18 protein-coding genes are annotated in these 19,748 nt (G+C 66.4%); 7 read left to right on the forward strand and 11 right to left on the reverse strand.

Annotated elements, in window-relative coordinates; translation table 11 throughout:
- Nucleotides 1–5: 5 nt before the first annotated feature.
- The 4 genes from D7316_RS16000 to D7316_RS16015 all read right to left on the reverse strand — a co-directional run bounded on the left by D7316_RS16000 (nt 6) and on the right by D7316_RS16015 (nt 4,903).
- Nucleotides 6–1,583: an FMN-binding glutamate synthase family protein gene (locus D7316_RS16000; RefSeq protein ID WP_124709129.1), complete on the reverse strand. Its 1,578-nt coding sequence runs from the start codon at nt 1,581–1,583 to the stop codon at nt 6–8.
- Between the two features lie 85 nt (nt 1,584–1,668).
- The gene (locus tag D7316_RS16005; protein WP_124709130.1) at nt 1,669–2,223 is read right to left on the reverse strand and encodes a nuclear transport factor 2 family protein; all 555 of its coding nucleotides are present in this window, start codon (nt 2,221–2,223) and stop codon (nt 1,669–1,671) included.
- Nucleotides 2,220–3,392, reverse strand: a complete 1,173-nt coding sequence (locus tag D7316_RS16010; RefSeq protein WP_124709131.1) for a flavin reductase family protein — start codon at nt 3,390–3,392, stop codon at nt 2,220–2,222. The genes D7316_RS16005 and D7316_RS16010 overlap by 4 nt, the downstream gene beginning before the upstream one ends.
- A 44-nt stretch (nt 3,393–3,436) precedes the next feature.
- Nucleotides 3,437–4,903: an MFS transporter gene (locus D7316_RS16015; RefSeq protein ID WP_124709132.1), complete on the reverse strand. Its 1,467-nt coding sequence runs from the start codon at nt 4,901–4,903 to the stop codon at nt 3,437–3,439.
- A gap of 182 nt (nt 4,904–5,085) precedes the next feature.
- Between D7316_RS16015 and D7316_RS16020 the strand changes: the two genes are divergently transcribed.
- The 3 genes from D7316_RS16020 to D7316_RS16030 are packed head-to-tail and all read left to right on the forward strand — an operon-like array spanning nt 5,086 to nt 7,384.
- Nucleotides 5,086–6,381: an amidase gene (locus D7316_RS16020; RefSeq protein WP_124709133.1), complete on the forward strand. Its 1,296-nt coding sequence runs from the start codon at nt 5,086–5,088 to the stop codon at nt 6,379–6,381.
- 32 nt (nt 6,382–6,413) lie between these two features.
- Nucleotides 6,414–6,731, forward strand: coding sequence for a hypothetical protein (locus tag D7316_RS16025; RefSeq protein WP_124709134.1), 318 nt, complete (start codon nt 6,414–6,416; stop codon nt 6,729–6,731).
- Nucleotides 6,731–7,384, forward strand: a complete 654-nt coding sequence (locus tag D7316_RS16030) for a response regulator transcription factor (protein WP_124709135.1) — start codon at nt 6,731–6,733, stop codon at nt 7,382–7,384. The genes D7316_RS16025 and D7316_RS16030 overlap by 1 nt, the downstream gene beginning before the upstream one ends.
- A gap of 10 nt (nt 7,385–7,394) precedes the next feature.
- Here the strand turns inward: D7316_RS16030 and D7316_RS16035 are convergent, their stop codons facing one another.
- From D7316_RS16035 to D7316_RS16060, 6 genes are read right to left on the reverse strand one after another with little or no spacing between them, the layout of a single operon-like run.
- The gene (locus D7316_RS16035) at nt 7,395–8,345 is read right to left on the reverse strand and encodes a PDR/VanB family oxidoreductase (protein WP_124709136.1); all 951 of its coding nucleotides are present in this window, start codon (nt 8,343–8,345) and stop codon (nt 7,395–7,397) included.
- 29 nt (nt 8,346–8,374) lie between these two features.
- Entirely contained in the window at nt 8,375–9,136 is a 762-nt protein-coding gene (locus D7316_RS16040) for an SDR family NAD(P)-dependent oxidoreductase (RefSeq protein ID WP_124709137.1), read from the reverse strand.
- 11 nt (nt 9,137–9,147) lie between these two features.
- Complete coding sequence (locus tag D7316_RS16045; RefSeq protein WP_124709138.1) at nt 9,148–9,642, reverse strand: aromatic-ring-hydroxylating dioxygenase subunit beta; 495 nt, start codon at nt 9,640–9,642, stop codon at nt 9,148–9,150.
- Nucleotides 9,635–10,912: an aromatic ring-hydroxylating oxygenase subunit alpha gene (locus D7316_RS16050; RefSeq protein WP_124709139.1), complete on the reverse strand. Its 1,278-nt coding sequence runs from the start codon at nt 10,910–10,912 to the stop codon at nt 9,635–9,637. Before D7316_RS16050 ends, D7316_RS16045 begins: the two co-directional genes overlap by 8 nt.
- 54 nt (nt 10,913–10,966) lie before the next feature.
- On the reverse strand, nt 10,967–11,323 hold the full coding sequence (locus tag D7316_RS16055) for a hypothetical protein (RefSeq protein ID WP_124709140.1): 357 nt from the start codon (nt 11,321–11,323) through the stop codon (nt 10,967–10,969).
- Between the two features lie 59 nt (nt 11,324–11,382).
- On the reverse strand, nt 11,383–12,555 hold the full coding sequence (locus D7316_RS16060) for an acyl-CoA dehydrogenase family protein (RefSeq protein ID WP_124709141.1): 1,173 nt from the start codon (nt 12,553–12,555) through the stop codon (nt 11,383–11,385).
- Nucleotides 12,556–12,744: 189 nt separating this feature from the next.
- On the opposite strand from D7316_RS16060, the gene D7316_RS16065 reads away from it, so the two are divergent.
- From D7316_RS16065 to D7316_RS16075, 3 genes are all read left to right on the forward strand, one after another.
- The gene (locus tag D7316_RS16065) at nt 12,745–14,217 is read left to right on the forward strand and encodes a PAS domain S-box protein (RefSeq protein WP_124711382.1); all 1,473 of its coding nucleotides are present in this window, start codon (nt 12,745–12,747) and stop codon (nt 14,215–14,217) included.
- Nucleotides 14,218–14,449: 232 nt separating this feature from the next.
- Nucleotides 14,450–15,949, forward strand: a complete 1,500-nt coding sequence (locus tag D7316_RS16070) for a GMC family oxidoreductase (protein ID WP_124709142.1) — start codon at nt 14,450–14,452, stop codon at nt 15,947–15,949.
- A 35-nt stretch (nt 15,950–15,984) separates the two neighbouring features.
- Nucleotides 15,985–17,439 carry an aldehyde dehydrogenase family protein gene (locus tag D7316_RS16075; protein ID WP_124709143.1) on the forward strand — a complete coding sequence of 485 codons (1,455 nt, stop codon included), beginning with the start codon at nt 15,985–15,987 and terminating at the stop codon, nt 17,437–17,439.
- Nucleotides 17,440–17,529: 90 nt separating this feature from the next.
- On the opposite strand, the gene D7316_RS16080 is transcribed toward D7316_RS16075, so the two are convergent.
- A complete protein-coding gene (locus D7316_RS16080) occupies nt 17,530–18,117 on the reverse strand; it encodes a TetR/AcrR family transcriptional regulator (protein WP_124709144.1) in 588 nt (195 codons plus the stop codon).
- 174 nt (nt 18,118–18,291) lie between these two features.
- Here D7316_RS16080 and D7316_RS16085 point away from each other — a divergent pair, with 174 nt between their 5' ends.
- Nucleotides 18,292–19,746 (forward strand): APC family permease, encoded by a 1,455-nt coding sequence (locus D7316_RS16085; protein ID WP_124709145.1) that lies wholly within the window; start codon nt 18,292–18,294, stop codon nt 19,744–19,746.
- The last annotated feature ends 2 nt before the right edge of the window (nt 19,747–19,748 follow it).

Below are 19,748 nucleotides of genomic sequence, written 5' to 3' on the forward strand. Positions count from 1 at the left end.
CCGGATCAGCCGACGCTGGACTCCGACGGTGGCGCCGAACCACCTTCGGTTGTACGGGTGGCCATCAGACGGATGATCTCGTCGCGATCGGACGTGGACGGCAGACCCATTGCCGGGGTGTAGCCGTAGACCTCGTGCAGCGGCGTGGAAGCGGTGCGGCCCGTGAGGATGTCGACCGAGTCGCTCCCGATGAGCCCGGGATGTTCCACCCCACACGCCTGAGACACTTTGAGTAGATCTCGCCGCAGGGTCTTGATGTAGTTCGCCACCCGCACTGCCTTCACCTCGGGGACCAAACCGCGCGCCAGCCAAGAGTTCTGTGTCGCCACTCCCGTTGGGCAGGTGTCGGTGTGACACTTCTGCGCCTGGACACAGCCGATCGCCAGCATGGCCTCCCGGGCCACGTTGACCATGTCGCAGCCCAGCGCGAACGCGACGACGGCGTTGTCGGGGAGCCCGAGTTTGCCCCCACCGATGAAGGTCACTTGTTCGGCCACTCCCCGTTCGGCGAAGATCCGGTAGACCTGTGCGAACCCGAGCTGAAAGGGCAAGGAGACGCTGTCGGTGAAGATCAACGGGGCCGCGCCCGTTCCGCCTTCGCCGCCATCGATGGTGACGAAGTCCGGCCCGCGGTCGGTCGAGTGCATGAGCTCGGTGAGTTCGTACCAGAAGTCGAGGTCACCGACGGCTGCCTTGATCCCCACGGGCAGCCCGGTCTCGGTGGCGAGCAGTTCGATCCAGTCGAGCAGGCTGTCGGTGTCGGAGAACTCCGCATGCCGCGACGGGCTGATGCAGTCCCGGTCGGCCGGGATGCCCCGCGCCGACGCGATCTCGGCGGACACCTTGGGCGCGGGCAACAGGCCACCGAGGCTGGGCTTGGCACCCTGACTCAGTTTGATCTCCAGGGCGCGTACCGGTGCGCCGGCGACCACATCGCGGAGCTTGGCCAGGTCGAAACGACCCTCGTCGTCGCGACAGCCGAAATAGGCGGTACCGATCTGGAAGATCAGGTCGCCGCCGTGGCGGTGATAGCGGGAGATCCCGCCTTCACCGGTGTTGTGCAGGCAACCTGCCAGGGCCGCGCCCCGATTCAGTGCCTCGACCGCGTTGCCGGACAGCGAGCCGAAGCTCATCGCGGAGATGTTCACCACCGACTCCGGCCGGAACGCGTGCTGCCGTCCGCGTGCTGCGCCGATCACCTTGGCGCACGGCAGGCTGACCTCGTGACCGGCCTCTGGCGTCGATCGCGGCACGGTCCGCGTGAACGTGCGATGCTTGATCACCGCGTATCCGGCGGTGAACTCGAGGTCGTTGTCGGTGCCGAACCCGAAGTAGTTGTTCTCCTTCTTCGACGACGCGTACACCCATCGCCGCTGGTCGCGGGTGAACGGCCGCTCCTCATCATTGGCGGCGACGATGTACTGCCGCAGTTCCGGCCCGATCGACTCGAGCCAGTAGCGGGCGTGCCCTACCAGCGGGTAGTTGCGCAGCAGGGCGTGTTTGCGCTGGAAGAGGTCGCGCAGGACGACGGCGGTCAACGCCGACGCGGCACCCACGGCGGCGGCAGACATCGATCTGCTCATGCCGTGAGGATTACCGCGCGTCCGCCTGTCGAAACCTCATCACGCCGACGATTCCAGTCCAAGCAACGGTCCCGGTCTGCACGGGTCACGGCCGCATCAGCACCGACGTCGACGGGAAACTCTCGGCGAAGTTGTCGGTCAGCGGTGCGATGAAGACGTTCTCGGTGCGGGTGCGACTCACCCGCCACCGCCCGTCCTCCTTGCGGAAGGCGTTGTTCAGCCGGCTGGACCGCAGCAATGCGCGACCGTCGGAGAACAACCACGGCTGCATGTGAATCCATTGGCCCGTCGCCTCGTCACCGTCGACGTGGATTTGTTCGGAGGTCAGGTAGTGGGCGTTGAGCAGCAGAGCGGGGTCGGACTTCTGACCCCAGAAGTTCTGAAAGTGCTCCCGGATCGCGGCTTTGCCCTCCGCGCGACCGAACTGCCCCGTGTAATACTCGCCGACGCCCTCCCACACCGCGTCCTCGGTGTAGAGGTCGACGATGAGTTCGATGCGCTCGGCGTCGTCACGCACACCGAACTCCGGACACGGTGTGTCACAGAGGAACATGTACCGGGCCTGGATGCGCCGGATCTCCGATTCGGCCTCCAGGCACTCGACTCGCGCGGTGAGTGCCGCGATGATGTCGGCGGTCATCGTTCCAGGACCTCCACCACTGCGCCGGCCTGACGTATCCACTCGCTGATGCGTGCCCCCGATTGGCGGGCGGGCAACTGTCCCAGGCGAAGCGTCATCGAGTAACCGCCGTTCGGGTCGCGGATCGGCAGCACCAGCGACCCGACGTCGTAGATCTCGTCGTCGGCCAGATCGCGTACGTGATAGTCGACGGGCGAACTGCCGATGGACTCCCGGATACTGCGCTCCTGTAAAGGTGTCAACCGACCACTCTCGTACTGTCTTGTCGCCGCACGCATCTCGTCGTAGGCCGCATTGCCCTCGGCCGGCAGGAACGAGATCAGGTATCCGTTGTCTCGCACGAATGCCAGTCGGGCACGGTGCATCTCCTTGACGGTGTCGTCGGCGCCACGCAGCTTGGCGATCCACCGCTCCTGTGCGTCGTGGTCCTGATCGAAGACATAGGAGTCGCCGATCGGTGGGACCATCGGAATCCGATGTGCGAGGCCCTCTTCGCGATCCACCCCGGGCGCGGTCGCCGAGAGCACCGTGGCCATCTCGTCCGAACTGACCGCGGTGAACACCGAGACCTCGCATCCGATCGACGACGCCAGGGCGGCGACCTGCGGCCGGGCGGCGTGCGCGGCGTGGATCGCCGGCAGGATCTCGTGGTCCATGCGGGCCATCAGTGAGGTGCACACGAAACTGCCGTACCCACCTTGGAAGAAGATCAGCGGCGACACCGGATTGGTGACGGCCAGGTCGCGGACCTCGCACAGGGCAATCCAGTGATCGCCCGCTTCGACGGTGTCCCACAGCCGCGTGTCGATCCAGGCCACCGAATCGCTGAGCACCGGATCACCGGACGGGGATTCGAACCAGTCGATCCCGTCGAGCTTGTTCTCCCACCGCTGCGCGATCGTGAGAACGACATCCTCCTGTTCACCGCCGAGGATGTTGATGCACAGCGAGGAGCACGCCCGCATCTTGTCGAACGTGCGGGAGGTCTTCATCGGCATGAACGACACCAGCGGCGGTTCGAGGGAGACGGAGCTGAAGGTGCCGACTACCATCGCGAGGATCTCGCCGTCCTCGTCGCGCCCGGTGACCACGACGACACCCGTGGGATAGTGCCCGAGGACATCGCGGAAGACCTTGGGGTCGAGGGCGGCAGAGATGTTGGTGGACATGGCTTCTCCTGAGTTCGATGGTCGTCGCGGCGTCGGGTTCACGATCAGGCCGCTTGCTCGGCGTCCTGCGTGACGTATCTGCGCTGCAGCGTCGCCCCGAGGCGCTCGGGCCTCAGGAAGGCGATGCACAGGGCGCCGCCGATCAACAGCACGATGCCGGTGATCGTGAAGGCCTGGTGCACACCGTCCGCCATGTGCTGCGACATCTCCGCACTCGGTGTGACGCCCTTCGGCGGCGAGATGTAGCCGGCCCGGGACATCAGCCAGCCCACCAGGATCGGCGAGATGACCGCGCCGAGCGAGGTGATACCGCCGAGGGTGGCCATCATGATCGGCCGCTGACGGGCACCGACGGCGTAGCCGATGGCCGATGCCGTCATCGGATAGGCCAGACTGCATCCGCCGGCGATGCAGAGCAGGGCCACCGCGACCACCCCCGACGTCGCCTGGATGGCGATGAAACTGAGTCCGGCCACCACTGCGGCACAGCCGAACGGCACGGCGATCGCCACATGGGCGGTCCGGCCACGCCGCAGCTGCCGATGGCCCACGACTCCGAGTCCGAGCAGCACCAACGCCCCGACGATCCACGGCAGGGTGGTCACCACCCCGACCTGAGGAAGCGACAGCCCGACGACGGTGCCGAGGTATTGCGGTAGCCAGGTCGTCAGGAAGCCCTGCACCCAGAAGTTGGATGCGCCACCGATCACCGCGGACAGGAAGGCGATGCTGAGCAATGCGCGCCAGATGGCCACCGGCTTTTGCTCGTCGACGGCGGAGGTCTCGACCTCGTTCGCGGCAGCCGCATCCGTCGTGGCCTCGTCGCCACGCGCGGGTGTGCTCGACGCACCGTCGGTGCGTGTGCCGGCCCGGTGCGGGCCGTCGGCACCGAGGAGGAACCAGGCCAGCGTCCACACGAGGCCGACGATGCCGAGGACGCCGAATGCCCATCGCCAGCCCCACGCGGCGATGACCCACGCGAGCACCGGCGCCGCGATGACCGGGCCGAGCGTCGATCCCATGGCCACGAGATTGGACGGGAACGCACGTCGCAGGGGCGGGAACCAGGTCTGCGCCGACGTCAACGACATGGCGGTCGCCGGTCCCTCCGCACCGCCCAGGACGATGCGGGTGATCAGCAGGATCGCGGCTCCGCCGCCGAGCAGCATCGGGAATTGCAGGACCGCCCAGACGATTCCCATCGTGAAGAGAATCCATTTGACCGAGAACTTCGACGCGAGGAAGCCGGTGATCACCGACACGATCGCGTAGAGGAAGAAGAACGAGCTACCGATGAAGCCGAACTCGACTGCGGTCAAACCGAGTTCGGGCATGGCATCCGTCGAGACGAGTCCGAGTACCGCCTTGTCGGCGAAGGCGATGATCTGGAAGAGGACCAGCAGTCCGGTGACGAGCCATGCCCGGCCCGATACTCGTCCGAGGTCGAGTCTCGGTCGGTCGGCGTGCCGATCGACCGGTGCGGTCGTGGTCGCGGTTACTTTGGTGGCCATCGTCTTTCCTTCGCCGTCTTTCCTTCGCCGGGCGGCTTGGGGGATCTGCTGGTGGACCGGGTCGGGGGACCTGGTGGTGCGAAACTATGTCGCGATGTCCCTACGGCGGTAGGAGGGAAATCTTTACTGTTGTCGGCGCAGCCCGCGGGGCACACTGGTACTCACCGGAAGAAGGAGGAACGGTGAGCTCGGCCTACGTGACCCAGCCCGTCAGCGACCAGGCGACCGCAGTGCACGAGAGTGTGGTGTCCGCGGAGACCCTCGTCGCGCAGGTGCGCGACGAGATCGTCCGCGCGGAACCCGAACTGTCGGCCTGGGTCGAACTCTCGACAACCTACCTCGACGACGCACGCTCGGAGGACATGACGCCGGGGCGACGCCCGCTCCGCGGGGTCTCCGTCGGCGTCAAGGACCTGATCGATGTCGCCGGATTGCCCACCCGCGCAGGCACCACCGTGACCTCGGCTCTGCCGGCCACCACGGATGCGGCGTGTGTCCGACGACTGCGCGAACTCGGCGCCGTCGTCCAGGGCAAGACGGTGACCACCGAGTTCGGCTACTTCTTCCCCGGCCCGACCCGTAATCCCTTCCACCCGGGACACACCCCGGGCGGCTCGTCGAGCGGATCGGCCGCCGCGGTGGGGGCGGGCGTGATCCCCCTTGCCCTGGGAACCCAGACCGCGGGCTCGTTGACACGACCCGCGTCGTACTGCGGTGCCGCCGGGATGGTGCTGGCGCAGGGGACGACGAGCCTCGACGGTGTCACCGGCCTCAGTCCCTCACTGGACTCCCTCGGCCTGCTGACCCGCACGGTCGCCGACCTCGAATACGCCTATACGGCGTTCACCGGACGCGCCCCGCGCACTCTCGGGCGGGCCGTGGTCGGCACGGCCCTGCGATGGCACGGCAGCGATCTGCACGCCATCGATCCGGCCATGACAGAACTCCTCGCCGCGCTCCCCGGGATCCTGGCCACGGCAGGTGTCGACTGCGCAGACCTCGAATGGGACGACCACGTCCAGACCCTCGCCGACGATCACCTCACCGTCATGGGCCACGAGGCCGCCGCGACCCTGGCCGACACCGTCGACGCCCACGGCGAGGACCTGAGTCCCCAGCTGCTGTCGCTGGTGCGCACCGGACACACCGTGGCCGCCGACGATCACCGCGCGGCACTGATCCGTCGCGATCGGTCGCGGGAGTTGCTGGCGGAGATCCTCGGGCCGACCACCGTCGTCGTCGGTCCGGCCGCACCCGGCCCGGCACCGAAAGGACTCGATGCCACCGGTTCTCCCGTGCTCAGCCGACCGTGGCAGCTGCTGGGCTGTCCCGTCGTGGTGGTGCCCGGTGCCCGCACCGCCGACGGTCTGCCCCTGGGCCTGCAGGTCATCGGATTGCCCGGGAGTGAGTCGCACCTCTTCGAGGTGGCGACCGCCCTCGAGCCGTTGTTGCGCGCCCGACCGGATCAGTCAGCCTGAGCTACCGGATGTCCCGAGAGAAGTCGACCAACATGGCCATCAAACCCCGCCCCGTCACCCACCACCGCATGTTCCTCACCTGCTACGAGGACACGTTCAACTACGGCTGGCATCACGTCGACCTGTTCGTCCACGACGAACTCGGACGCGAGGTGAACTGGGTGCACTGGACCGTCGAGGCCGACGGTCCCGAAGCCGCCGACGAATCGGTCCGCAGCGAGGAACCGTGGTTGCAGCGCACGTCGCCGTGGGAGCATCGGGTGAGTGCGGTCGGCATGAACTACTGGACGGCCGATGCGTCCTGGGACGACGACGAGTCAGACCGGGACCGGCCCGGATACGAGGACTGATGGCGGAAGCAGCGGGTGAGGCGGCGTCGTCGACGACCGTGTATGTCGTCGACGATGATCCTGCGCTGTGTGAATCGGTCGACTGGCTACTCGGCAGCATCGGGATCTCACCACACATCTGCCACAGCGCCGACGAGTTCCTCGACGCGTATGACGGCGGCCATCCGGCCTGCATCATTCTCGACGTCCGCATGCCCCGGATGAGCGGGCCGCGCCTGCAGGAGAAGCTGAACGAGTTCGCTCCGCACGTGGCGATCATCTTCGTGTCCGCACACGGCGACATCCGGATGTCGGTGTCGACCCTGCAGGCCGGCGCATTGGACTTCCTCGAGAAGCCCTACGACCCCCAACGACTGCTCGACGCCGTCCAGGCCGGCATGGACAAGGCCACCGAACGTTTCCACACCTTCGCGCAGCGACGATCCATCGAGGCCAAGGTGGCGTTGTTGACGCCGCGTGAACGCGACATCCTCGCTCTCGTGGTGGAGGGTCTGCCCAGCCAGAACATCGCCCGCCGGCTGCAGATGAGTGTGAAGACCGTCGACGTCCATCGTGCGCGGATCAAGAGCAAGACCGACGCCGACAGCATCAGCACGCTTGTCCGCGACATCCTGAGATTCGATGTGGCGGTGCCGACGGACGCCGCCTCCTGACCTCGACGGTTCAGTAGTAGTCGAGCACGATGCGGGAGCCCCTCGCACGCGAGACGCAGACCGCGATGACCTCTCCGGATTCCCGTTCCGCCTTGGTCAGCACGTTGTCGCGATGCTCGGGGTCGCCGTCGAGGATCTGCATGATGCAGGTGCCGCAGATACCCTCCTGGCACGAGGTGTCGACGTCACATCCGTTCTCCTCCAGCACTTCCACGATGCTCTTGTCCGCTGGGACCCGATAGCTCTCGCCCTCCAGTTCCACCTCGAACGCCGTGTTGCTGTCTGCCGATGGCTGCTCGGTGGCATGGAAGTTCTCGAAGTGGACCGCCTCGGCGGGTACGAAACGCTCCGCCAGTGCGACGACCTTCGTCATGAAACCGTCCGGGCCACAGACATACACGTGGGTACCCTCGCCCGCCTGCGACAGGGCGGAGGCCAGCAGGGCCTCCTGCCCGTCACGGGGGACACCGAGGTGTGCATGCAACTTCTCCGGGCAGCGGTCACGCAGCAAGGGCAGGAACGCCGCATCCTCCTCGGTCCGCGAGAAGTAGTGCAGTTCGAAGCTGATGCCCTGCACATCCATGTACCGCGCCATGCTGAGCATCGGTGTGATCCCGATGCCCGCCGCCACCAGCACGTGGTGAGTGGCATCGGAGCCGATCTCCAGGAGGTTGCGGGGTTCGCTGATCTTGAGGGTGTCGCCGACCTTCACCTCGTGCAACGCCACCGAGCCGCCACGCGAGTTGGCCTCGCGCTTGACGGCCACCGCAAACGACTCACGTCCGTCGGGACGGCTGCACAACGAGTACTGCCGTGTGATGGCGGTGGGTCCCACGACGTCGATGTGGGCGCCCGGCGAGTACGAACCGATGGGTGTGCCATCGGATTTGGACAGATAGAAGGTCTTGACCGTCGGCGTCTCCTGGACGACGTCCGAGACGATCACATCGATGAGCGACATGGATGATTCTCCTGGTACAGCGGGTTGGGTCAGCGAACGTAGAGTCCGCCGTTGACGTCCCAGCACGCGCCGGTGACGAAGTAGGCATCGTCCTTGGTGAGCAGGCCGACCATGTCGGCGATGAACGACGGGCTGCCGAGCCGACCGACCGGGATGCCGGCGATCACCGCATCGAGTCGATCGGGCGGAACGGTCGCCTTCACCACCGGAAGGTCGTGCGGCCCCGGGGCGATCGCGTTCACCGTCACCCCACTGCCCGCGAGTTCACGGGCGAATATCTTGGTCGCGGTGAGGATCGCACCCTTGGAGGTGGCGTAGTGGGCGCCGGTGGCGGTGCCACCGTTCTGGCCGGCCAGCGATGCCATGTTGACGATACGACCGTAGCCACGTCCGGCCATCGCGCCACCGAAGACCTGACAGCCGAAGAAGATGCTGTTGACATTGGTGTTGAGCACCTGCGTGAACTCGTCCTCGGCCAGCGTCATGAGATCGGCGGCCTGGGTGCGGGCGGCGTTGTTCACCATGATCGTCGGTGTCCCCCAGAGGGTTCGGCACTCGTCGAGCGCACGCTCGAAGTTCTCCTTGTGCCCGACGTCGAGGGGGATCGCGCGCGCCGTGGAGCCGTCGGCCGAGAGTTCGTCGGCGACCACGGCTGCGGCCTCGACGTCGATGTCGGTGAGCAGGACGCGGTGTCCGTCGGCATGCAGACGCCGGGCGATGTGAGCGCCCATCCCGCCGGCCGCCCCGGTGACAACGGCGATACCGGAAGTCGTATCTGGTGCTGTGGTCATGGAACCCGTCCTCACAGAAGGTATCCGGACGCGCTGACCGCGTCCTCGCTGTCGATCAGGCGGGCCACCTTCAGCGCGATCTTGTCGCCGTCGTCGGACAGCGCGATCCGATGCGTCATCTCGGCACCGATGGTGGAGAACGCATCCCGCTTGAAGGCGTTGAGGATCTGCGCGGACCGCAGGATCACCGCGTCGTCGTCGACCTCTTCGACGGTGAACCGCGAGACGATCCGCACGGTACGCGCGGCGGCGACAGCCGACGGCGCGTAGCCCTGCATCATCCGCTGGACACGCAGACTCCGCATGCGCTTGTCGTCGTAGACCATGTTGAGCGACGACGCGAAGTCGTCGGTGTCCGGGTCGATCGGGATCACATACATCGCGTCGTCGGTGTACATCGACTCCCAGGCCACGTAGTCCTTTGCGTCGAGGACGGCCGCCTCTTGCCAGACCAGCTGGATGGCCCGCAGGACGCGAGTGTCGGTGAAGGTGAGTACGTCAGACATCGCTCATCATCCTCTTCCACATGTCGTAGGACTCCCGCATGCCCGTCTCGTCGGTGACATGCGATGTCGGCCAACCCTCTTCGGTCGTGTATTCGCGGTTCTGCCCGCGGTTCACCAGGATCGGCATGTTCGGATTGCCGCCGGCGCCGATCTGCACGCGGTCCCAGCCCTCGGCATCGTCGGGGCTACCGAAGCCGAACGGTCCCTGGAAATGCTCGTGGATACGCAGGCGTTCCCGGTTGATGCTCTCCGGGCCACCGTCCATACCGATCGCCATGTGCCACACCTCGGTCACGTCCACGCTGATCGGGACGAGGACGCGGAAGAACGACGACGACATCGCGATGTTCGGGAACATGTTGAGGTTGAACCCACAGCCGTGCATGGACCGCATGTACCGGCGGATGCGTTCGGGGCTCTCGCCCGCCTGCTCGAGTTCGTCGACCAGATGCTGGAAGCGCGGCTGGATCTCTTCGTCACCGTTGTCGACGTCGAGGTCGGCGTGCGCCGCCGCCATGATCGCGACGCTGTGTCCGTTGCCCAGCGCATGGGTCTCGGCGGCCGGATCGTCCATGAACGACATCATGTTCGCGGTCTCGGCATCCACCGAGGCCATCCACGACTTGTGGACCATGGGGAAGTGATAACCGTCGGTGGTGTTCTCCAGCTGGATCTTCCAGTTGCCCTTGAAGCGGAACTTGTGCGCACCCAGCACCTTGGTGGGGAATCCGTTGGACTGCTTCAGGAAACGCTCCATCCAGATCTTCGCATCGCCGAGGAACTCCTCCAGCGGTTCGATGTCCTGGTCGAACGTCGCCCAGATCATGCCCAGGTAGCTCTCCGTGCGCAGCTTCTGCAGGGGGAAGTCGTTCTTGTCGACGACGCCCTCGTACCCGTCCGGGTACGGGATGCCGCGCAGTCGGCCGTCCAGGGTGTACGACCAGTTGTGATACGGGCAGGTGAATCCGTTGGCCTTGCCGCTGCGCTGATCGCACACCGTCGCACCGCGGTGGCGGCACCGGTTGAGCAGGGTGTTGAAGTTGCCCTTGCGATCCCGGGTCACGATGACCGGCTGATCACCGACCTGGGTCGTCTTGAAGGATCCGGCCTCGGGGATCTCGCTCTCGTGCGCGACCCACACCCAGGTCCGGTAGAAGATCTTCTTCATCTCCTCGTCGAAGATCTCCGGATCGGTGTAGAGCGCTCCGGCGACGCGGTCGTTCTCGGCCAGGTCGGAGAATCCGCGGGTCGGCCTCTCAATGGTGGTCATCGGTGTCCTTCACTGTCTTCGCCATCAGGTGTGCGGCGCTGGGAAATCGGTTGGTCAGACGTCGTCGCGGATCGTGAGTTCGCGACCCATCCGGGCTTCGATCTTGAAGTACTTCCAGAGCGCGAACTCGCCGACCATGGTGGTACGCAACAGGTTGCACGCGTCTTTGACGGTCGGCTGGTCGCGCACGTCGGCCAACACATAGAAGGTCCACGGCCATCCGTCGGACGGGCCGACCATGTGCGCGTCGTCGTCGAAGGTGCCGATGATGTCGACCCCGTCCATGTTCTTCAGCGCGGACAGGAATCGCACGGTGGCGTCCCAGACCGGGCCGATATCGGCCTTGGGGAGGTCGAAGAAGTTCTGGTTGTTGCCGACACAGAACAGCGTGCGCAGGGGCGCGGCGGCCATGAAATACTCCTGGATCGTCGATGATTGCGGGCTGGTAGGACGCGGACGCGTCCTAGCGGTCAGGGGAAGCTGGGGATGCCGGCATCGAGGCCGAGCATGAGTGCGCCCGCGGCCTCGTAGGTGTTGGTCTGCAGCATCGCGTGCTGCGCCGGCACGAGCGCATCCTGCAGATAGCGCTGGAGCGGGTGTGTCTCGTAGATCGCGCCGGTGCCGGCGAGGTCGAAGGCCTGCAACACGACTCGACGTCCTGTGTGCGCGGCATGGGTCGCACTCAGACGCAGCATCGCCTTGTCGTCGGTCGAGATATGCTTGTCGGCAATCGCTTTGGCCCACACCGCTTCGGTGGACTCGTAGAAGAATGCGCGCGCGGAGCGCAGCTCGGCTTCGGCGACGGCGAGCCCGGACTTGTAGGCCGGGCGGTTGCCCTTGCTGGCGCCGCCGGTGATCGAGGTGCGGGCCGCCCCGACCTCGAGGGCGTAGTCCAGAGCACCGCGGGCCGCGCCGAGGGTGACCACCGCAAGGACCTGCGCGGCATAAGCGAGAGCGGGATAGCGGGTCAGCGGCTCGTCGATCAGTGGTGTGCCGCCGCGGACGAAGGTCATCTCCTCGGGAACGAAGAGCCGGTCGGCGCGCACGGCGTGGGATCCGGTTGCCTTCATCCCGGCGACATCCCAATTGTCGACGATCTCGACGTCGGCCGGATCGACGAGCGCGGTCAAGGGCTTGCCCTCGGTCTGCGGTCCGCCCGAGAGCCCGATGCCGATGATGTCGGCGCCGCGGCAACCGCTCGCGAACTGCCACACGCCCGAGCAGAGGTATCCACCGTCGACCTTCTCGGCCTCCTGCATCGGGAACAGTCCGCCCGCGTAGGCGATATCCGGTCCGTCGGCGTAGATCTTCTTCTGGGTGGCCACGGGCAGGGGCGCGAAGTAGACCAGGGACGATCCGAAACTCGACACCCACCCGGTGGCCGGGTCGACCGCGGAGATGCTCTCCACCTTCGACATGAAGTCGGCCGGCGCCATCGGCTCACCACCGAACTCGGTCGGCGTCGACGCCCGGTACATGCCGGCACGCTTCAACAGGCCGATGAAGTCCCGGGGGACGTACCGCTGCGCATTGAACTCGTCCCGGCGATCCCGGAGCACGTCGAGCGCGTGATCGAATGCGGCGTCACGTGCGGCGCCGGCTGGTTCCGCCACCACCCGTTCGGTCAGGCTCTCCGTGGTCATCGCTGTCTCCGTTCAGATTCGACAATCGCTCTGGGCGCTACACTATGGACGCGTGCGCATCGCCGGTATCGGGATTTCCTGCGCTGTCGCTAAGCATTTCCCTTACTTGCGCCGCACCACGAGACGATCGATGCTGTCCGGTGAAGGCGAGGTGATGATGTGTTCCCTGCGCGTCGCGACTTCGAGCAGATGATCCTGAACACCGGCACCGGGATACTCATCCACGAGGCCGGCTCGAAGAACATCCTCTGGGCCAACCCGGCCGCGTGCCGCATGTTCGGCTTCACTCTCGAGGAGCTCAAGCCACTCAAGGCCCATCACATGAGCGCCCAGGAACGCCAGTATCGCCGCGAGGTCGGCGTCGCCTGGCTGCAGTCGGCCGTCGTCTACGGCTCCAGCCGGAAGCAATGGAAATACCGCGCGAAAGACGGCACCGACTTCCTGACCGACGCCCGCGCGACACTGGTGCGCTGCGAGGACGGTCCGGTCATCATGGTCGAGTTCCGCAACATCTCCGAGGAAGTCGAGTTGCAGGAAGAGCTCAGCTGGGTGTCGGACTCGCTCCAGCGGATCATGACCCACACCTCCGCCGGGCTGGTGGTCCTCGACGACGACAACTGCATCGACGACATCTCCCCGCTGGCCGCGCAGTTGTTCGGCAGTACGCCGGCGGCACTGTCCGGGGTCCACCTCGAGGACCTGGGCCGGTGCGATCCCCGGCTCAACAGCGACCAGGTCGTCGCACGCCTCGACGGCCGGGCGGGTTCGGTGAGCATCCAGCAGGAGATCATCAAGGACGACGGCACCACGGTCTGGCTCGCAGGCGAACTCGAGATCGTGGCCCACGACGGCATCCGGTCACGGGTGCTGACGATCCGCGACGTCACCGACCGGGTGGAGTGGGAGCGCCGCAACGCCTACCAGGAAGCCAACCTGCAGTACCTGAGCCGGTATCACGCGATGGGTGACATGGCGATGATCCTGGCCCATGAGCTGGGCCAGCCGCTCGCCGCGTCAACGAACTACCTCAGCGGACTCAAGGCCCGGCTGTCCGCGGAGACGGTCGACGCGCGCAGCCTCGAGTACGGGATGGACCAGATCGAGAAGCAACTGCGCCGCGCGGCGGACATCGTGACGTCGGTGAAGCGCTATGTCCGTCGGATCGAGAGCACCACCACGCTGATGGATCTCAACGAGACCGTCGAGGAGAGTCTGTATTTCGTGCGACTCCGCGCGGCGGAGCGGGGCATCCGGGTGTTCGCCGAGATTCCTGATCGCACGCTGTCCATCCAGGGCGAGAACGTCCTCATCGGGCAGGTCATCATCAATCTCTGCGTCAATGCGCTCGACGAGATCGCCCAGCCGACAACCGAGGTCAAGGAACTGGCCGTGGAGACCGGCGAGGACGACGGCAGCGCATGCGTCTGGATCCGGGACCAGGGACGCGGCATGACCGGTGTTCCCGCCGACCGGCTCGCCACCGGCGCCTTCTCCGCGAAGCAGGACGGCTCGGGTATCGGCCTGATCATCTCCGAGCACATCGTCGAACGCCACGGCGGCACGATCGAGTACCTGCCGAACGAGCCGTCGGGGACGATCGCGAAGGTGTCGCTGCCCCTTGCCGACGCTCCGGCACCGAGCCGACCTGCGAAGACCGGGTAAAGGTTTCTGTACCCCGACGTTGGCAAGACCCAGTGGTGCGGCGTCGGCGCGCTGGATACTTTGGTCTGCAGCGGCTGCGACAACAGCCGTCGATCGAGACCGACAGCGCCGTCACGTCTCCCACGTCATCCGAAGTCATCAGTGCGGAAACGTGTTTCGTGACAGGCCCGGCGCCGGCGCGCCCGCGGGTCTCGTCGACGGGTACGCGTCGTCCGCAACCAAGGAGGATCACATGCCCAGTCCCGACGTACTCGTGCTCGGCGCCGGTACCGCCGGTTCGGTCATCACCCGACGGCTGCTCGACGCAGGTCTCACGGTGAGCCTGGTCGAGGCGGGCGGCGCGGACACCAATCCCGCGATCCACGACATGTCACGCGTCGGTGAGCTCTGGCTTGGCCCCGAGGACTGGGGCTACTTCTCCGCACCGCAGCCCAACGCGATGAATCGTCGACTGCACATCCCGCGGGGCAAGGTCGTGGGCGGCTCCAACCAGCTCAACGGCACCATCTGGGTGCACGGGTCGCCCTGGGACTACGACCAGTGGTCCGCCGCCGGCAATACCGGGTGGGACTGGGAATCGGTGTCGCCGTTGTTCAAACGTATCGAGAGCGCACAGAGCCCGGATGGCATGATCGACACCGTCGAACCCGATCTGTCACCGATCCAACAGGGCATCCTCGACTCCGCCGTCGCACACGGCCTCCCGCTGAACCCCGACTACAACTCCGGTGCCCAAGAGGGCGTTTCCCGGATGAAGCTCAATCTCCGCGACGGTCAACGCCTTTCCACCTGGGCCGCCTACATGCGCCCGGTTCTCGACCACCCGCGCCTCACCCTGGAATCGAACGCACTCGTGCATTCCCTCATCGTGTCCGACGGCGCTGTGCGCGGAGTCCGGATCATCGACGCCGACGGCGGACGGCGAGAGTTGCACGCCGGTCTCGTCGTGCTCAGCAGCGGCGCGATCGGATCACCGACCATCCTGCTGCGCAGCGGGATCGGCCCCGCCGATGAGCTCCGGCGGCAGGGCATCGACGTTGTCGCCGACGTCCCCGGTGTCGGAAAGAATCTGCAGGACCACTTCCTGGTCCCGGTGATCTTCGGAACCGACAAGCCGATCGACCCGCCCCGGCCGTTCCAGCCGGTGACCCAGACCCACTGGTTCTGGAAGAGCGACCCGAACCTTCCGGTGCCGGATACGCAGCCGATCAACTTCAGCGTGCCGTTCTACTACGACGATGGGATGACCGGCCCGGCTTCGGGATTCACGCTGCACGCCGGACTCATCCGTCCGCACAGCACCGGCAGCGTCACTCTGCGCGACACCGATCCCGGGTCGGAGCCGGTCATCGACTTCAACCTGTTCGACGACGAGCGCGATCTGTTGGCGCTCGTCCGGTCGGTACGGCAGTGCCGCGAGGTCGGGCGCACAGGCCCGCTCGCCGACGAGTGGGGCGCCCGCGAGGCCCTGCCCGGCCCCGACGTCGACGACAGCGACGAGGCACTCGCCGCGTGGGTGCGCCGAGCCGTGAACACCTACCACCACCAGGCCGGTACCTGCCGGATGGGCGCGGATCCCGACGCGGTGGTGTCGCCGGCGCTACGCGCGGTCGCCGTGGACAACCTGGTGATCGCCGATGCATCGGTGATGCCCTCTGTCACAACAGGTAACACCAACGCGCCGACGGCGATGATCGCCGAACGCGCCGCCGAACTGATCACCGCGGGTTGACCAAGCAACCCACGCAGCACCAAGGAGTAGTACCGATGATCGACATCTCGAACCTGCATACCGGCCTCTACATCGGCGGCGAATGGCGCGACGGTCGCGACACGTTCACCACCCTCAACCCGGCCACCGGTCAACCCCTGGCCGAACTCGCCGCGGCCGACGCGGGCGACGTCGACGCCGCGGTGTCGGCGGCCACGGCCGCCTTCCGCGGCGACTGGGGTGCGCTCGCGCCGTCGCGAAAGGGCGCCCTGCTCAACAAGCTCGCCGATCTCGTCGAGCGTGACGTCGAGCAGCTCGCCGCCCTGGAGTCCCTGGACATGGGTCGTCCGGTCGGCATGAGCGCCGCGATGATGATCCCGAATCTCATCGGGACGCTGCGGTACTACGCGGGCTGGGCCGACAAGATCAACGGAGAGCTGATCGCCAACGACGGCTACATGGGCGGGCCCGTGCCCACCCACGCATACACACGCCGTGAGCCGCTCGGTGTGGTGGCGGCCATCGTGCCGTGGAACGCACCACTGATGATCCTCGGCTGGAAACTCGCCCCCGCGCTGGCCTGCGGCAACACCGTGATCATCAAGCCCGCCGAGGACGCCTCCCTGTCGATCCTGCGACTCGCCGAACTCGTCACCGAGGCGGGTTTCCCGCCGGGCACCGTCAACGTCCTCCCGGGCGTGGGCAAGGTCGCCGGCGAGGCGCTGGCACTGCATCCGGGGATCAAGAAGATCTCGTTCACCGGCTCCACCGCCACCGGACGCGCGATCCTGCAGAACTCGGCGTCCAACTTCAAGCGCACGGCGCTCGAACTCGGCGGCAAGGCACCGCAGATCATCTTCGACGACGCGAATCTGGAAGCAGCGATCCAGGGCACCGCGATGGGCCTGTTCTTCAACCAGGGTGAGGTCTGCGCCGCGGGCACCCGCGTGATCGCCCATCGGAAGGTCTACGACGCCGTCATCGACGGACTGAAGGGCGCCGCACAGGCACAGGTCATCGGCGACCCGTTCGACCCGTCGACCACGATGGGCCCCCTGGTGAACGAGCGCCAGCGCGATCGCGTGCTCGAGTACATGAAGACGGGCGCGGGCGAAGGTGCCGACGTCGTCACCGGCGGTTCGGCGCCGGAAGGCCCCGGATTCTTCGTGGAGCCGACCGTGCTGGCCGGCAACAACGAGATGACCGTTGCGCGTGAGGAGATCTTCGGCCCGGTGGGCGTCGTGATCCCGTTCGACAGCGACGACGAGGCCATCGCGCTGGCCAATGACAACCAGTACGGACTGTCGGCCACCGTCTGGACCAGTGATGTGACTCGGGCACACACGATTTCGGCGAAGGTCGAGGCCGGCGCGATCGGCGTCAACGGATGGTCCCCGCTGGCACCGCAGCTGCCCTGGGGTGGCGTGAAGGCCAGCGGCGTCGGACGAGAGCTGGGCTACGAGGGCATCTTGTCCTACACCGAGCCCAAGACCGTCACCATCGTCTTGTGATCAGTCGGGTCCACTGATCCGGCGAGGTCAACGATCGACTGCGGGGTGGGCGATGTGCGGTAGCCGTCGCCCACCCCGTTTGTCGTGTGCTCACTCGGCCGGGGTCGCGAGGACGGTGTCCAGCAGCGCCAGCTGAGTGGCCCGCGACGTGCTCGACCGGTCGAGGACGGCGCTCACCTGCAGCCCGATGATCGCCGTCATCAACACCTCGACGCCCGCGTCGACCTCGCACGACGGGAGTTCACCGTCGTCGATGGCTTCCCGCCAGTAGGTCGCCATCCGCCGCTTCCAATCGGCGACGGCGAGGTTGTTCACCGCAGCCATCCCGGCGTCGGTCATCGCCCGCTGCCACAGTGACACCGCGATCCGCGCCTCCAGCCTGGCCTCGTCGGTGAGCGGCATCAACTCGATACACAGCCTGCGCAGGGCCTGACCACCGGTCCCGTCCCCGACGGATGTGTCGATCCGCTGGTTCGTGGCGTCGATGACGTACTCGAACGCCGTCCGCAGGATCTCGTCCTTGCCCGAGAAATAATGACTGAGCGCGCCGTTGGTGTAGCCGGCCTCGGTCGCGAGGTCGCGCATGTTGATGCCGTCGATGCCGCGATCGGCGATCAGCCGCCATGCCGCGGCCACGATCGTGCGGCGTCGTTCGTCGTGGTCGACCAACCGCGGCATCAGCGATCCGCCCTCTCGACGTCGACGGGTAAAGGTTTCCCCGATGTCGGGGCCGACTCGACCGCTGTAACCTCCATCACAACGTTTGATTCTACGCATGTTGAACCAAACCGCCTCAGGTACCCCACCCACGTCGCGCGATCAGCCCGGGCGACGTTCAGACAGAGGACGATCATGTTGGAAAACCCCATGGTCACGCCGCCGGTCACCGGCGACCGTGACTCGCGCTCGCTGAAGGGATCGATCGGCGTCGCCGGCATCGTCTTCCTGGTCATCGCCGCCGCCGCACCACTGACCGCGGTGGCCGGCTCGTTGCCGGTGATGATCGCGATCGGCAACGGCGCCGGTGCACCCATGGCGTACATCGTGGCCGCGCTGGTCCTGCTGGTGTTCAGCGTCGGTTACGCGGCGATGAGCTCGTCGGTCACCGACACGGGCGCGTTCTACGCCTATGTCACCAAGGGTCTCGGGCGCCCCACCGGTCTGGGTGCGGCAGGTCTCGCGCTCCTCGCGTACACCACCATCCAGGCGGCGATCTACGGTCTCGCCGCCTCGACTCTGAAGGATGTGGTGATCCGCTTCGGCGGTCCCGATCTGCCGTGGTGGCTCTGGGCCTTCGTGCTGATGGCGATCGTCGCCGTACTCGGTTACCGCAGTATCGATCTCGGGGCAAAGGTGCTCGGCGTACTCCTCATCGCCGAGATCGCGCTGATCGTCGCGTTGTCGGTCGGTGTGCTCGCGAAGGGAGGCGCCCACGGCATCGATTTCGTCTCGTTCACCCCCTCCGCATTCTTCTCGGGTTCGCCCGGCATCGCGTTGATGTTCGCGATCGGTTCATTCGTCGGGTTCGAGGCCACCGCCATCTACGGCGAGGAGGCGAAGAACCCCAAGCGGACCGTGCCGATCGCGACCTACGTCGCGGTGATCACGATCGGCGTGCTGTACGCCGTCGCCAGTTGGGCCGTCGTCATCGCGTTCGGCAGCGACAATGTGCAGGCCGCCGCGCAGGAGAACACCGCCGACCTCACGTTCATCGCCGCGTCGCAGTTCCTCGGCGGCGTCACCGCCGACATCATGATGGTGATGCTCGTGACGAGCCTCTTCGCCGCTCTGCTCGCGTTCCACAACGCCATCGCGCGCTACACATTCGCCCTGTCCCGCAACGGTTTCGCGCCGCGTCGACTGATGAACGTGCACACGCGGCACGGTTCCCCGCACGAGGGTTCGGCCCTGCAGACGGCCACCGCCTTCGTCCTCGTCGGTGCGTTTGCCATCGCCGGTGCCGATCCGGTACTGCAACTGTTCACCTGGATGGCCGGGGTGGCGATCGTCGCGATCCTCGTCCTCATGGTGCTCACCAGCGTCGCGATCATCGCCTACTTCCGGCGGTCGAAGGTCGACAACCGGCTGTGGCACACCAGGATCGCACCGGTACTCGGCACACTCGGGCTGGTCGGGATCACCGCGCTCGTCGTCGCGAACTTCACCACGCTCATCGGCGGCTCCCAGGTTCTGTCCGTCATCTTCCTCATTGCCATCGCCGCCACCTTCATCGGCGGTTGGGTCGCGGGCCGGGTGTTGCTCTCCCGCCGCGAGAATGCCGACCCCTCGGCTCGGCCGATCCCCTGAAC

Source organism: Gordonia insulae (assembly GCF_003855095.1).
GTDB lineage: Bacteria > Actinomycetota > Actinomycetes > Mycobacteriales > Mycobacteriaceae > Gordonia > Gordonia insulae.

Excerpts from the sequence above, each read along its gene's own strand:
- D7316_RS16000 (WP_124709129.1), bottom strand. The coding sequence starts at position 1,583 with ATGAGCAGATCGATGTCTGCCGCCGCCGTGGGTGCCGCGTCGGCGTTG.
- D7316_RS16005 (WP_124709130.1), bottom strand. The coding sequence starts at position 2,223 with ATGACCGCCGACATCATCGCGGCACTCACCGCGCGAGTCGAGTGCCTG.
- D7316_RS16010 (WP_124709131.1), bottom strand. The coding sequence starts at position 3,392 with ATGTCCACCAACATCTCTGCCGCCCTCGACCCCAAGGTCTTCCGCGAT.
- D7316_RS16015 (WP_124709132.1), bottom strand. The coding sequence starts at position 4,903 with ATGGCCACCAAAGTAACCGCGACCACGACCGCACCGGTCGATCGGCAC.
- D7316_RS16025 (WP_124709134.1), top strand. The coding sequence starts at position 6,414 with ATGGCCATCAAACCCCGCCCCGTCACCCACCACCGCATGTTCCTCACC.
- D7316_RS16030 (WP_124709135.1), top strand. The coding sequence starts at position 6,731 with ATGGCGGAAGCAGCGGGTGAGGCGGCGTCGTCGACGACCGTGTATGTC.
- D7316_RS16035 (WP_124709136.1), bottom strand. The coding sequence starts at position 8,345 with ATGTCGCTCATCGATGTGATCGTCTCGGACGTCGTCCAGGAGACGCCG.
- D7316_RS16040 (WP_124709137.1), bottom strand. The coding sequence starts at position 9,136 with ATGACCACAGCACCAGATACGACTTCCGGTATCGCCGTTGTCACCGGG.
- D7316_RS16045 (WP_124709138.1), bottom strand. The coding sequence starts at position 9,642 with ATGTCTGACGTACTCACCTTCACCGACACTCGCGTCCTGCGGGCCATC.
- D7316_RS16050 (WP_124709139.1), bottom strand. The coding sequence starts at position 10,912 with ATGACCACCATTGAGAGGCCGACCCGCGGATTCTCCGACCTGGCCGAG.
- D7316_RS16055 (WP_124709140.1), bottom strand. The coding sequence starts at position 11,323 with ATGGCCGCCGCGCCCCTGCGCACGCTGTTCTGTGTCGGCAACAACCAG.
- D7316_RS16060 (WP_124709141.1), bottom strand. The coding sequence starts at position 12,555 with ATGACCACGGAGAGCCTGACCGAACGGGTGGTGGCGGAACCAGCCGGC.
- D7316_RS16065 (WP_124711382.1), top strand. The coding sequence starts at position 12,745 with ATGATCCTGAACACCGGCACCGGGATACTCATCCACGAGGCCGGCTCG.
- D7316_RS16070 (WP_124709142.1), top strand. The coding sequence starts at position 14,450 with ATGCCCAGTCCCGACGTACTCGTGCTCGGCGCCGGTACCGCCGGTTCG.
- D7316_RS16075 (WP_124709143.1), top strand. The coding sequence starts at position 15,985 with ATGATCGACATCTCGAACCTGCATACCGGCCTCTACATCGGCGGCGAA.
- D7316_RS16080 (WP_124709144.1), bottom strand. The coding sequence starts at position 18,117 with ATGCCGCGGTTGGTCGACCACGACGAACGACGCCGCACGATCGTGGCC.
- D7316_RS16085 (WP_124709145.1), top strand. The coding sequence starts at position 18,292 with ATGTTGGAAAACCCCATGGTCACGCCGCCGGTCACCGGCGACCGTGAC.